Genomic DNA, 12,135 nt, shown 5'->3' on the forward strand with positions numbered 1-12,135 from the left:
ACAGAAAAGTGCTGTGGTTTACGATGGCGCAATATCTTGTGGACCGCTTGACCAGGTCGAAGCGTCCATTGCAGAGTATGTCCTGTTGCCAACTGCTATTTTTGGGGACGGTGAGTTATATATTATAAGAACCACTGGCGATTCGATGATTGGTGTGGGGATCGAAGCCGGAGACCTAGTTGTGGTAAAAAAACAGGCAGAAGCATCCCTCGGTGATATAGTTGTTGCTCTCCACGAAGGAGCCAATACCCTCAAACGGTTGGGCTATGATAGAGAGAAGGATAGCTACGTGCTCAAGCCAGAAAATGAGAGTATGGACCCAATCTATGTCAAAGATTTGGACATTCAAGGGGTGGCAAAGTTTGTCATCAAGGCGCTATAAAGAGTTAGTTTTCGAAGGGAGTTGATGAAAGCGAACAAGGTTTACATCACGGTTCAGTGTTCCGTTTCACCAGACGGAATCACTTGCCCGAACAAAATCAGATGGGGCGATGGTCGTGTATGGAAGATTGAGCGTGTTCTCCACACCTGCCGCAGCCCGGATTTGTCCTTTGAGGGCGTACGGTACGCTGTATTGATTGGAGGGACAGAAAAATATCTCTACCGAGATGATGAAAAAAACTGGTATGTTTATGTAGCATAGGAGGGTAGATGAAAATACATGAGGACTTTGGTTACAAATGCGGAGATAGAGGAAGTCGGGGAAAGCCTGATCCAGAGATATATTTGCAATAAGAAACCTTCCCCCAAGTGTATTGATATCGAGGGCTTTATCAAAGACTTTCTACATCTTCCCCTTGTCTATGAGGCTCTAGCTGAGGACGACAAGGATAAAATAGGGTTTGTTTCAGATGGGAATTATCCCCTGAATGTTCATCGCAATCAGAAAAAGGAGCAGATAATCTATCCCAAAGGGACTGTAGTGCTAGACCGATATTTACTGCATGAGGATTGGAGCGGCCAACGTCGTTTCACATTGGCACATGAGGCTGCACACGTTGTATTTGAGCGGATGAGTCCAACTGCAGCTGGCCCATATTTTAACCGGCTTTATGATGGAGAAAAAACCTATAGTATTGGAGAGTTGAGAGCACACCTTAATCTGTGTGAGGCACAGACAGATCGGATGGCTGCTGTTCTGCTTATGCCAAAGTTTCTAGTTAGACAGACGATGCAGGCATTTTGTAATGGAGCGCGGCTTCCCGTGTATGGGCATCACGTTATGCGCAGAGCGGACAAACTTTCTGTCCAGAAAATGGCTGATAGCATGGGGGTTACATTCACCGCCTTGCTGATTCGCCTGCGTTCCTTGGGCCTGATCGAGTACCGACAAATATCGGAATATCTGGAAACAGAAATGTCCTTTTGAGCGAAACAGGAGGAAGTCTATGATGCAGCAAGCGCCCATCAGGGCCTACAAGACGAAACCTATGTCCCGGGAGATAAGGAGCAAGGTAGAGCGTTCCTATCATGAGAGTATTGACTTGAAAGATCGAGAGTTGCGCTGCCCCCACTGCAATCGCTACCTTGTCACACTCTTTTCTGATGCTTCTGGACATTTCAAAGTGAAATGCAATAACTGTAAATCAATTACAATTTTCAACATGGGATATTTCCGAAGGATAAAGCGAAGGGGATATTCCCGATAACTGAATAAAATACCAGCGATTCATAATCGAGCAAGCGGAGTGCAGGCGTATAGCCTGGGACTATCATGCGCCGTATGAAGCCGGTTTGACATAGATTTTCTATGTCAGCCGATTTCTACGGCGCATTTTGCTGCTCTGATTTTGCTTCATACGGCGTGAAGAAAGCCCTTTCCCGGCTTGCTCGGGAAAGGGCTTTCTTATGCGTTCTAAGTGGCAGTGCTACATAGCGAAATACCCGTGATCTCCGAATTTTTCCATCTGAAAAATTCACACAAAGGAGATCACGAACATGGCGAAAAAGTATTTTATCTGGAAAGACCCTGCCTGCAACGGCATGGACATCGAATGGGTTGAACTGAACGGCAGGGCATTTTATGACCTGCTGAAGAAACCAGAGAACGGCGAACGGCGTTTTATCCGCCTTGGAAACGATATCTGTCCCAATGCAGATGTGATTTACATAGAAGCCACCGAGTCGCAGTACCAGGATTGGTATACGGAATATTGCCGCCACAAGTATTTGCGTACCTGGGGCAAAGGCAGAACTGCCTTGTCCTTGGATGCCCTGCTCGACGAAGAAGGCCCCTGTTCGTTGCACGAACTGATTGCCGACATTGGAGCGGAGTTTGAAGAAGATGTTCTCTGGCAGGTTTGTAAGGAGCAGCTTTCCCCTGCAATGGAAACGCTGTCCGTTGCTAGGCGAGAGGCCATTCTCACCAAATATTTTCATTGTCCCACAATGAGCGATAGCGAAATCGCTGCTGCACTCGGAATCAGCCGCCAAGCCTTTACAGACCGGAAAAACTTCGGTCTGGCAGATTTGAAAAAATTTTTGAAAATTGATACGGCAAAATCCGAAATCGCTACCCAATGATAAGTGAGAGGGTTAGAAAACCTTCCGTGAACCTTGAAAACCACATACCCATTCACTGAGACATCAATTCCGATGATGTGTGAAAATCACGAGCCACGACAGCCGCTGCGCCGAGACCCCGGCAACGGGAGAGCGATGAAAGCTGCTGCGAGTGCCGGGTCGCCCCCGGCATGGCAAGGACAATCGGAAGGATAATGGTACTCCCGTCCAGTCTACAGTCCGAGCGAAATTTGGTTTCGCCGCAGGCGATGAGGGCGGCTCTGTCAGAACGACAGCTGGGGTGAAACTCCCGTGACGCGGCATAGCGGGCCGCGACTCAGTGACTTCCCACGCACAGGGGTGTCGAGGACAAATGATGTGCAAGAAAGCCCAAACGGCCACGCTTACAGAGCCGCACGTTGAAAGACTCTGTTGGGCGTAGGCCGTCTGGGCGTTACATGACGAAAATACTTTGAGAATATATAGGAAAAGAGGGATCGAATATGATTTGCCGAGGGGATATCTATTACGCCAAACTGAACCCCGTACAGGGTTCCGAGCAGGGTGGGCTTCGCCCTGTCCTGGTCATCCAGAACGATAAGGGAAACAAGCATTGCCCCACCGTTATCATAGCCCCCATCACCAGCAAGGGGAAGAAGTATTACCTGCCCACCCATGTGATCCTGCCGGAGCGGTTAGAGCTGCCCCGCCGCTCCATGGTCATGCTGGAGCAGATCCGCGTGCTGGACAAGCAGCGGCTGCGGGAGTATGTGGACTGTATGGAGGCGGATGAAATGGAAGAGATCGACCGGGCCATTTGTGCCAGTCTGGCACTGCCGGATGAGAGACAGGCTAAGAAAAAAGCTGAGCCGGAGGGAAAAAGACTCTGCCTCTGCCCGAATTGTTCCAATCAGTTTTACAGCTCGCCGGACCATGTGATCCGCAGAGCGGAAGGGGAACAGGCTGAAAATAGCGTCTGCGAATACTGTGAGGTCCAGCCGGGGCTGGACTTCATGGTTATCAACCGCAGGAAGCGGTTAGGAGATACATGAGGGGAGGAGGTATCGAAAATGTTTGAAGAGCAAAACAGCGGGTGTGGTAAAATGGATACGGGATACAAACCGTCCTGCGGGGTGGAAAAACGAACCTACTCCGTGGGCGATATTCAGAGAATTTTAGATATCAGCCGCTCCACAGCCTACGCCCTCATCCGGCGCGGGCTGTTCAAAAGCCAAAAAGTCGGGAAGCAGATTCGCATTTCCAAAAAGAGCTTTGATGCTTGGCTGGATGGCGAGGGAGAATAACGTGTCAAGGATACGAATTTCCAAAGCGCAAGGGTTTTGTACCTTTGCGCTTTTTCCCACAGCCCGCTACAATGTGGGGCATAGGGGAGGCCCACATTGCAGCGGGTCTTACATAGAGGCACTTTGTCTCAACAAATCGAAGAAATAGGAGGTTATACAGCATGGGAAAGACAAGCATCTCAGTCCCTGAAATGCAGCGGCTTCTCGGCATGAAAAAAGTCGAGGCATACTGGCTGGTCAAGCAGAAACGCTTTCAAACTGTCCTGGTGGGCGGCAAAATGCGGGTCCTGCTGGACAGTTTTGAGGACTGGTACAGCGGTCAGTTTCATTACAGGAAGGTCAACGGCCCCTCTCCCGGACAAAAATGGGCACATACTTTGAGCGTCCAGGAAGCCGCCGACCGCTTGGGCATCCACCCTGGTACGGTTTATACATACATTAAGCGGGGACAGCTTCGGGCGGTCAAGGTGGATAACCGGACTCGTATTTACAAGGACAGCATCCCTACTCAACAAAGCGCAGAACAAATTGAACAAGGAGGAACCGCGTAATGGCAAGCATCATCAAGCGAAAGAGCAAGTATTCTGTGGCTTACTGGCTCACAGACGAGAACGGTGCCCGCCGTCAAAAGTGGGAGAGCTTTGATACCCACGCGCAGGCGAAGAAGCGGAAGGCCGAGGTGGAGCATCAACTGGCGGAAGGAACATTCATCGCCCCCTCCGCCACCACACTGGCCCATCTGTTGGAGGAATACGTCTCCATCTACGGCGCGAACACCTGGGCCCCCTCTACCTATGAGGGCCACAGGGGGTTGATCGACAACTACATCCTCCCCCTGCTTGGGGAAACGAAGCTGGATGATATCACCCCCCGCATGATGGACCGCTTTTATCAAAAGCTCCAAACCATGAAAGCCAAGCAGCGGCCTTACGAGACTGGCGAGGCCAAGTTCATCTCCGCCCACACGATTCGAGAGATTCACAAAATCCTCCGCAGTGCCTTCAATCAGGCGGTCAAGTGGGAGCTGATGGCCCGCAATCCTGTCCAGAACGCGACCCTGCCGAAATACGAAAAGAAAGAGCGGGAAATCTGGGACGCGGAGACCTTGTTCAAAGCCATCGACCTCTGCGAGAACGATATGCTTCGTCTGGCGCTGAACCTAGCCTTTTCCTGTTCCCTGCGGATGGGTGAGATGCTGGGTCTGACTTGGGACTGTGTGGATATCTCCCCGGAGAGCATCGACAATGGCTCGGCCTTCATTTATGTGGACAAGGAATTGCAGCGGGTTTCCAGGGATGCCTTGGCGCAGATTGACCAGCAGGGGATTAAACTGCGTTTTCCCTCTGTCTTTGCCTGTGGGCACACGGTCCTGGTGCTGAAATCCCCCAAGACAAGAACCAGTGTGCGGAAGATATTTCTGCCCAAGGCGGTAGCCGAGATGCTAGAGGAACGGCGGCGGGAGATCGACGAGCTGAAGGAACTGCTGGGAGAGGAATACACCGACTATGGCCTTGTATTCGCCTCTTCCTCCGGCACCCCTGTAGAAGGGGCGGTTATCAATCGGGCCTTCAGCAAGCTGATTGCGGACAACGGCCTGCCCAAGGTGGTCTTTCACAGCATCCGTCACACCAGTACCACCTATAAGCTAAAACTCAGCGGCGGGGACATCAAGGCGGTGCAGGGGGACACCGGGCACGCCCAAGCCTCCATGGTCACCGAACGCTACGCGCACATCCTGGATGATGACCGGCGCTTAAATGCGGAGCGGTTCCAGAAGGAATTTTACACGGCCTCAGGACCCGCGCCAGAGAAAGATGCAGAAACGCCGCCAGCCGTCCCGCCGCTTACCCTGGGAGAGAAGGAGCGAAACGCCCTGCTCCTGTCCCTGCTGGCCGGATCACCGGAAATGGCAGGGGCGCTCAAAACCCTGGCACAGGCGCTGTGATTTGTGGAAATTCACAAATGAGAGAAATCGAACCCACGTCGTTCCCTTTTCTTGTTAGCAAGATTTGGCCTGACTTTTTTGCCGTGTTAGCAGGGAGGGCCGAAATCGTGAGAAATCCGGGAAAATCCTGCTAACAATGTTAGCAAGCCCACGGCAGGGAGGGCACACAAAAAGTCAGAAGTTCGATCTGCCAAATCTTCCCCTTGCTAACAAAATCCATCTCCTGCTAACAAGCCCTTCTCCCTTATGGATTTTCACAATGGGAGTTTTCTGAACAAAAAAGGCCCAAAACCAGCGAAAATACGCTGATTTCGGGCCTTTTTTGGCACCCATGGGAGGACTCGAACCTCTGGCCTACCGCTTAGGAGGCGGTCGCTCTATCCAATCTGAGCTACATGGGCCTATTTTTGCACGAATGCTTTCGTACTCCTTGCACACCGCTTTTTTCGGAAAAGCGATTGCTCCTGCGGGAACTTAGGAGGCGGTCGCTCTATCCAAACTGAGCTACATGGGCCTATGCGTCCCTTATTTTAGCGCATCTGATGGCCTTTGTCAATCACCGCTCTGGACGCGAATACGGTTTTCACGGTGCATCCTTGGGCAGGGTATTGATATGTTTTTCCAAAATGTATTCGATCTCTTTTGCTGCGGAGCGCTTGTTCTTTTCCGCCTCAATCTTGATGCGTTCCAGCAATTCAGAGTTGATACGCATCGTAAAGCGTGTTTGGTCATATCGTGTAGATGTAACCGGCTGACCTGTATGGAACGTGAGGCGCACGCCCACAAAAGTCCTGCCAAAAATTTTCTTTACAATTTGTAACTTCTGTGGTATACTATAAAACACTTGCGCAGCCTGCGCAAGTGTTGACTCTACCCTGACTGAGTTCCGGGATAAGCGCCTGCTTTCCAGGGGGTTCCCCCACCCGCCACCCGGTCAGCGGCAAATTTTGAAAGGTGGAACACTCCCATGATCCGTAAAGACGAGAAAAACGCCGTGATCGAGGCCAACCGCACCCACGAAACCGACACCGGCTCCCCCGAGGTGCAGATCGCCATCCTCACCGCCCGCATCAACGAGCTCACCCAGCACCTGAAGGTCCATATCCACGACAACCATAGCCGCCGTGGCCTGTACAAGATGATCGGTAAGCGCCGCAAGCTGCTGGATTATCTGGCCAAGAAGGACATTGAGCGCTATCGTACCCTCATCGCCAAGCTGGGTATTCGTAAGTAATTTTGCCTATATAGAAGGGGCGGTGTGGACAAAAGCTGCACCGCCCCTTTTCCCCATAGGCCCCCAAACGCCGGGGGAGCGCCTCTCTTTTAGCCTTTGAATGTGTGCCCGGGCTGCGGACATGCCTTCAAGTGCTAAATACGGATGCCTCCCCCACCCTGTCTTTTTAGAAAGGAGACTGCATCGATGTCAACCATCATTACCCACAAGAAATTTAACGACCATATCTACAAGACCGAAATCGCCGGCCGCCCCTTCTCCCTGGAATTTGGCAAAATCGCGGAGCTGGCCAATGCCTCCGCCATGGTGCGCTATGGCGACACCTCCGTGCTGGTGGCTGTCACCGCCGCCCCCCGCCCCAGGGACGGGGTGGACTTCTTCCCCCTGTCCGTGGACTTTGAGGAAAAGCTCTACTCCGTGGGCCGCATCCCCGGCTCCTTCCTGCGCCGGGAGGGTCAGCCCTCCCTGCCCGCTGTCCTGGCCTCCCGGGTCATCGACCGCTCCATCCGGCCCCTCTTCCCCGGGGACTTCCGCAACGACGTGGTGGTCACCTGCACCGTCATGAGCGTGGACCGGGACTGCTCCCCAGAGGCCGCCGCCATGGTGGGCGTGTCCGCCTGCCTGGCTGTGTCCAACATCCCCTGGGCCGGCCCCATCGGCTGCCTGGAAGTGGGCTATGTGGACGGCCAGATCGTCATGAACCCCACCCAGGAGCAGAAGCACAGCTCCAAGCTGGACCTCACCGTGGCCGCCACCGGGGCCAAGGTAGTGATGATCGAGGCCGGGGCCGACCAGCTCCCCGACGACATCATGTATGAGGCCATCGTGAAGGCCCATGAGGAAATCCGGGCCCAGGTGGAGTTTATCAACGGCATCGTGGCGGAGATCGGCAAGGAGAAAATGACCTACGACCACGCCGACTTCGACCAAGAGCTCTTTGACAAGATCGTGGCCGCCACCATGGAGGAGGCCAAGGCCGCCATGGACACCGACGACAAGAACGTCCGGGAGGAGCGCTGGAACGCCCTCATCGACCACTGGCACGAGCGCTTCCTGGAAGAGTACCCCGAGATGGACCAGTACCTGGAAGAGATCACCTACAAATTCCAGAAGAAGATCGTCAAGGCCTGGCTCCTGGAGGGCCACCGGGTGGACGGCCGCCAGAAGAACGAGATCCGGCCCCTGGCCTCCGAGGTGGGGGTCCTGCCCCGGGTCCACGGCTCCGCCCTCTTCACCCGCGGCCAGACCCAGGTGCTCTCCGTGGTCACCCTAAACACCCTCTCCGCCTGCCAGAAGCTGGATACCATCTGGGAGGAATCCGAAAAACGCTATATGCACCACTACAACTTCCCCGCCTACTCCGTGGGCGAGGCCCGGGGCGCCCGGAGCGTCAACCGCCGGGAGAAGGGCCACGGCGCCCTGGCCGAGCGGGCATTGGACCCGGTGATCCCCTCTGTGGAGGAATTCCCCTACGCCATCCGCGTGGTCTCTGAGGTGGTGTCCTCCAACGGCTCCACCTCCCAGGGCTCCATCTGCGGCTCCACCCTGGCCCTGATGGACGCGGGCGTACCCATCACCGCCCCGGTGGCCGGCATCTCCTGCGGCCTGATCCAGGACGACGACGGCTCCTTCACCACCTTCATCGACATCCAGGGGGTGGAGGACTTCCACGGGGAGATGGACTTCAAGGTGGCCGGCACCAAGGCCGGTATCACCGCCATCCAAATGGACATCAAGAACGACGGCCTCTCCCACGCCATCATCAAAGAGGCCCTGGATACCACCGGCGACGCCCGGAAGGCCATTCTGGACGAGGTTATGCTCCCCTGCATCCGGGAGCCCCGGCCGGAGGTCTCCGAGTTTGCCCCCAAGATGCTCACCATGAAAATCGACCCGGACAAAATCCGGGAGGTGATCGGCTCCGGCGGCAAGGTGATCCAGAAGATCACCGCGGAGTCCGGGGCGAAAATCGACATCGAGGACGACGGCACCATCTATATCTCCGCCGAGAACGCCGCCTGCTGCGACGCCGCCAAGAAGATGATTGACACCATCGTCTTTGTCCCGGAGATCGGGATGCTGTATTATGGCAAGGTGGTGCGCATCCTGAACTTTGGCGCCTTCGTGGAGCTGGCCCCCGGCAAGGACGGCATGGTCCACATCTCCAAGCTGGCCGAGCGCCGGGTGGAGAAGGTAGAGGACGTGGTGAACATCGGCGATATGGTCTGGGTGAAGGTCACCGACATCGACGAGAAGGGCCGCGTGAACCTCTCCCTCCGGGACGCCCAGCGGGAGCTGGCCGCCATCGAGGCCAGAGACGCCAAGCGCAACGGCTGAGCGCCGGAAAGACCGTATATGAATGAAATCTGGAAGGCCGCTGGTGCGGCGGCATGGGGTGCCGTCCGCTTCAGCGGCCTCCGGCCGTTTTTGGACGAGGGGGCCAAGGAGGCCATTGCCGCCCTGTGCCCTGGGGTGGAGACGGTGCTGGTGGCCGCCTTCCCCTATTACGCCGGGCCGTCCCCCGGCAACCTCTCCCTCTACTGCCGGGGGGAGGACTACCACCGGGTCCTGGCCCGGCGCTTAGGCCAGGTGTGCCAGGCCTTGGAGGCCCAACACCCCGGGCACCGCTATGTCCCTGGCGCGGACAACTCCCCGGTGCCAGAGCTGGCGGCGGCGGAGCTGGCGGGGGTGGGTTTCCGGGGCCGCCACGGCCTGCGCATCCTGCCCCCCTACGGCTCCTACCTCTTCCTGGGCACCATCCTCACAGACCTGGCCCTCCCTGGGGTACGGGGGATGGCCCCCGAAGGCTGTCCAGCCCATTGCCACGCCTGCCAGGCCGCCTGCCCCACCGGGGCCCTGGGGCCGGAGGGCTTCCAGCCAGCCAAATGCCTCTCTGCCCTCACCCAGGAGAAGGGGGCCCTGCCCTCAGAGGTGGTGGAGCAGATCAAGCACAGCCCCACAGTGTGGGGCTGCGACCTGTGCCAACAGGCCTGCCCCTTCAATCACTGCGCGGCCCTGAGCCCCCTGCCGGAGTTCCGGGAAAACCTGCTGCCCTCCCTCACCCTGGGGGAATTGGAGGGCTTGAGCAACCGGGCCTTTCGTCGGAAATACGGAGACCGGGCCTTTGCCTGGCGGGGGATTGGGCCGCTGGTGCGGAATTTGGGGTGGAGGGAAGAGGGAGAGTAAAGCTTTCCTCCACCTGACATTTCCTGTTGACAGGTTCGGGTATTTTACGTACAAGGCAGAGTAAAAGGACCAAGTCTCTCCCTTCTGGGTAGACTTGGTCCTCTCTATATCTGCGTATAAAACTTAGGGGAATAAATCTGCATGTGTGCCAGTACGGGAAGCAGTAAGAATCAGTTTCCCGTTGTCTATCGCATAAATCAAAAGCCAGTCTGGTAAAATATGACACTCGCGAAATCCAGTATAATTTCCAACTAATCCATGGTCACAGTGACGCATCGCAAGCGTCTTTTCTTGTAAAAGCTGAGTAAGCACTTCATCCAATAAGCGCATATCATACCCGCGCTTTTTCACGCGCTTATAGTCCCTGCGGAACTGATTGGTCGTGGCCAGCTTTAACAAGACTCTCTCTCCATTTCCGCGTCTAGTTCTTCAAAAAGGGCTTGCACAGAGGGGTAGTGCTTAACATGGCTCCGGCTTTCCATCATTGCCCTGGCCTCGGCCATAGCTGCTTCCGTCTCCGCATTGTACCGGGGCTGTTTCATCTCAAAGGGCAAGCCACCCTCCATAATGGATTTGCGAAGAAAAATGTTGATGGCATCTGAGATAGTAATCCCGAAACTGGAAAATAGTTCCTCGGCACTTGTTTTCGTTTCCGGATCGATTCGGACGTTGATATTTGCGGTCTTTGCCATGTGTGCCACCTCCCGTTTACCATAGTATATCCATTTGTGATGCAAATGTCAACACAATGTGTTTTTATTGCTCTTTCCGCTTCCGCACCAACTTCCCATTGGCATTCCGCGCCAACGCGTTGACGAAGCTAATCCCCCGAATCTTCTTAAACCCAGCGCACTGGCTGTTATGAAACGCCATCAGCTCTTCCGCCAGCTCCGCCGTGGGGAGATGGCCCCGGGCCACCTTGACACTGGCCACAATCTTCTCCCCCAGCTCCCGGTCAGGGATGCCCTCCACCAGGCATTCCGCCACCGCCGGGTGCTGGCATAAGATACCTTCCAGCTCCACGGGGCTGACCCGGTAGCCCTTGCTCTTAATCATCCCGTCGCTGCGGCCGCGATAGAACAGGAACCCATCCTCGTCCTTGACCGCCAAGTCCCCGGTGTGGAAGAGCTTGCCGTCCCAGATCGCCTGGGTGCCCTCGGGATCATCCAGATACCCCATGGTGAGGCCCACGGGGCGTTTGCCGTCCTGGGCCAGGAGGACAATCTCCCCCTCCTCCCCCGGGGCGGCGAAGCTGCCGTCGTCCTTTAATAGCTCCACATGGTACTTGGGCAAAATCTTCCCCACGGAGCCCTTTTTCCGCCCCATGTTCTTGCTGTTGGCGGCGATGAGCCCCGCCTCTGACTGGGCATAGCCCTCATACAGCGGCTGCCCTGTCTGCCCCTCCACAATCTCTGCCAGGTCCGGGGGGAGCTTCTCCCCCCCCACGGCAAAGCAGGTGACGCTGGACAAGTCATAGCGGTCCATCCCCACGTCGGTGAGCATCCGGTACACCGTGGGCTGGGCCATCACCCCGGTGGCCCGGGCCTCCTGTAAAAATTTCAGCACCTGTTCTGCCGGGAAACGGTCGTAGTCATACACCAGCAGGGTGCCCAGGTGGAGCCATTGGCAATAAAACTTGGTCCCCGCCACCACCTCCCAGCCGCTGTCCCCGGTGGCGAAGTGGCGGCTGCCGTCGTGGGTGTCCTGCATGTAGGCGGCCCCACAGTGGTTGGCCAGGAGATAGGCATGGTCGTGGAGCACCCCCTTGGGTTCCCCCGTAGTGCCGGAGGTGAAGTAGAGCAGGATGGGTTCCTCTGCCTGGGTCTCCACCCGTTCCATGGTCTCCGGCTGGCCTTGGAGGGTGGCGTGGAAGTCCTCAAAGCCCTCCCCGGCCCCCAGGGCAAAGCGCAGGGGGACCCCTGCCCGTTCCGCTGCCGCCAGGAGGGTTTGGTCACAGCCGCCGT

General features: G+C 55.9%; 14 protein-coding genes and 1 tRNA gene. 10 read left to right on the forward strand and 5 right to left on the reverse strand.

Annotation, left to right across the window (positions count from 1 at the left end; translation table 11 throughout):
• From ACTOZL_RS09275 to ACTOZL_RS09305, 7 genes are all read left to right on the forward strand, one after another.
• A partial coding sequence (locus ACTOZL_RS09275) for a LexA family protein (protein WP_482478073.1) occupies positions 1 to 382 on the forward strand: 382 nt, incomplete at its 5' end.
• 279 nt (positions 383 to 661) lie between these two features.
• On the forward strand, positions 662 to 1,369 hold the full coding sequence (locus ACTOZL_RS09280; RefSeq protein ID WP_482478074.1) for an ImmA/IrrE family metallo-endopeptidase: 708 nt from the start codon (positions 662 to 664) through the stop codon (positions 1,367 to 1,369).
• A gap of 569 nt (positions 1,370 to 1,938) precedes the next feature.
• Positions 1,939 to 2,523, forward strand: a complete 585-nt coding sequence (locus ACTOZL_RS09285) for a sigma-70 RNA polymerase sigma factor region 4 domain-containing protein (RefSeq protein ID WP_482478075.1) — start codon at positions 1,939 to 1,941, stop codon at positions 2,521 to 2,523.
• A gap of 482 nt (positions 2,524 to 3,005) precedes the next feature.
• Positions 3,006 to 3,554 (forward strand): type II toxin-antitoxin system PemK/MazF family toxin, encoded by a 549-nt coding sequence (locus tag ACTOZL_RS09290; protein WP_482478077.1) that lies wholly within the window; start codon positions 3,006 to 3,008, stop codon positions 3,552 to 3,554.
• A gap of 18 nt (positions 3,555 to 3,572) precedes the next feature.
• Positions 3,573 to 3,806, forward strand: coding sequence for a helix-turn-helix domain-containing protein (locus ACTOZL_RS09295; RefSeq protein WP_482478078.1), 234 nt, complete (start codon positions 3,573 to 3,575; stop codon positions 3,804 to 3,806).
• A gap of 161 nt (positions 3,807 to 3,967) precedes the next feature.
• Complete coding sequence (locus ACTOZL_RS09300) at positions 3,968 to 4,357, forward strand: helix-turn-helix domain-containing protein (RefSeq protein WP_482478079.1); 390 nt, start codon at positions 3,968 to 3,970, stop codon at positions 4,355 to 4,357.
• Positions 4,357 to 5,751, forward strand: coding sequence for a tyrosine-type recombinase/integrase (locus ACTOZL_RS09305; RefSeq protein ID WP_482478081.1), 1,395 nt, complete (start codon positions 4,357 to 4,359; stop codon positions 5,749 to 5,751). Before ACTOZL_RS09300 ends, ACTOZL_RS09305 begins: the two co-directional genes overlap by 1 nt.
• 323 nt (positions 5,752 to 6,074) lie before the next feature.
• Here the strand turns inward: ACTOZL_RS09305 and ACTOZL_RS09310 are convergent.
• Positions 6,075 to 6,152, reverse strand: a tRNA-Arg gene (locus ACTOZL_RS09310).
• Between the two features lie 182 nt (positions 6,153 to 6,334).
• Positions 6,335 to 6,463, reverse strand: a complete 129-nt coding sequence (locus ACTOZL_RS09315; RefSeq protein ID WP_482478082.1) for a hypothetical protein — start codon at positions 6,461 to 6,463, stop codon at positions 6,335 to 6,337.
• Between the two features lie 255 nt (positions 6,464 to 6,718).
• On the opposite strand from ACTOZL_RS09315, the gene rpsO reads away from it, so the two are divergent.
• The 3 genes from rpsO to ACTOZL_RS09330 all read left to right on the forward strand — a co-directional run bounded on the left by rpsO (position 6,719) and on the right by ACTOZL_RS09330 (position 10,171).
• Complete coding sequence (rpsO, locus tag ACTOZL_RS09320) at positions 6,719 to 6,985, forward strand: 30S ribosomal protein S15 (RefSeq protein ID WP_482478083.1); 267 nt, start codon at positions 6,719 to 6,721, stop codon at positions 6,983 to 6,985.
• Between the two features lie 186 nt (positions 6,986 to 7,171).
• Positions 7,172 to 9,322 carry a polyribonucleotide nucleotidyltransferase gene (locus tag ACTOZL_RS09325; protein ID WP_482478084.1) on the forward strand — a complete coding sequence of 717 codons (2,151 nt, stop codon included), beginning with the start codon at positions 7,172 to 7,174 and terminating at the stop codon, positions 9,320 to 9,322.
• A gap of 18 nt (positions 9,323 to 9,340) precedes the next feature.
• Positions 9,341 to 10,171, forward strand: a complete 831-nt coding sequence (locus ACTOZL_RS09330; protein ID WP_482478086.1) for an epoxyqueuosine reductase — start codon at positions 9,341 to 9,343, stop codon at positions 10,169 to 10,171.
• Between the two features lie 123 nt (positions 10,172 to 10,294).
• On the opposite strand, the gene ACTOZL_RS09335 is transcribed toward ACTOZL_RS09330, so the two are convergent.
• From ACTOZL_RS09335 to ACTOZL_RS09345, 3 genes are all read right to left on the reverse strand, one after another.
• Entirely contained in the window at positions 10,295 to 10,570 is a 276-nt protein-coding gene (locus ACTOZL_RS09335) for a type II toxin-antitoxin system YafQ family toxin (RefSeq protein ID WP_482478088.1), read from the reverse strand.
• Entirely contained in the window at positions 10,564 to 10,863 is a 300-nt protein-coding gene (locus ACTOZL_RS09340; protein WP_482478089.1) for a type II toxin-antitoxin system RelB/DinJ family antitoxin, read from the reverse strand. Before ACTOZL_RS09340 ends, ACTOZL_RS09335 begins: the two co-directional genes overlap by 7 nt.
• 64 nt (positions 10,864 to 10,927) lie before the next feature.
• The coding region (locus tag ACTOZL_RS09345; RefSeq protein WP_482478090.1) for an AMP-binding protein at positions 10,928 to 12,135 on the reverse strand (1,208 nt) is incomplete at its 5' end.

It is taken from the genome of Evtepia sp. (assembly GCF_056797215.1).

What these genes read in the sequence shown, in the direction of transcription:
- ACTOZL_RS09300 (WP_482478079.1), top strand. Translation starts at nt 3,968, where the DNA reads ATGGGAAAGACAAGCATCTCAGTCCCTGAAATGCAGCGGCTTCTCGGC.
- ACTOZL_RS09330 (WP_482478086.1), top strand. Translation starts at nt 9,341, where the DNA reads ATGAATGAAATCTGGAAGGCCGCTGGTGCGGCGGCATGGGGTGCCGTC.
- ACTOZL_RS09290 (WP_482478077.1), top strand. Translation starts at nt 3,006, where the DNA reads ATGATTTGCCGAGGGGATATCTATTACGCCAAACTGAACCCCGTACAG.
- ACTOZL_RS09305 (WP_482478081.1), top strand. Translation starts at nt 4,357, where the DNA reads ATGGCAAGCATCATCAAGCGAAAGAGCAAGTATTCTGTGGCTTACTGG.
- rpsO (WP_482478083.1), top strand. Translation starts at nt 6,719, where the DNA reads ATGATCCGTAAAGACGAGAAAAACGCCGTGATCGAGGCCAACCGCACC.
- ACTOZL_RS09280 (WP_482478074.1), top strand. Translation starts at nt 662, where the DNA reads ATGAGGACTTTGGTTACAAATGCGGAGATAGAGGAAGTCGGGGAAAGC.
- ACTOZL_RS09325 (WP_482478084.1), top strand. Translation starts at nt 7,172, where the DNA reads ATGTCAACCATCATTACCCACAAGAAATTTAACGACCATATCTACAAG.
- ACTOZL_RS09295 (WP_482478078.1), top strand. Translation starts at nt 3,573, where the DNA reads ATGTTTGAAGAGCAAAACAGCGGGTGTGGTAAAATGGATACGGGATAC.
- ACTOZL_RS09285 (WP_482478075.1), top strand. Translation starts at nt 1,939, where the DNA reads ATGGCGAAAAAGTATTTTATCTGGAAAGACCCTGCCTGCAACGGCATG.
- ACTOZL_RS09315 (WP_482478082.1), bottom strand. Translation starts at nt 6,463, where the DNA reads ATGCGTATCAACTCTGAATTGCTGGAACGCATCAAGATTGAGGCGGAA.
- ACTOZL_RS09340 (WP_482478089.1), bottom strand. Translation starts at nt 10,863, where the DNA reads ATGGCAAAGACCGCAAATATCAACGTCCGAATCGATCCGGAAACGAAA.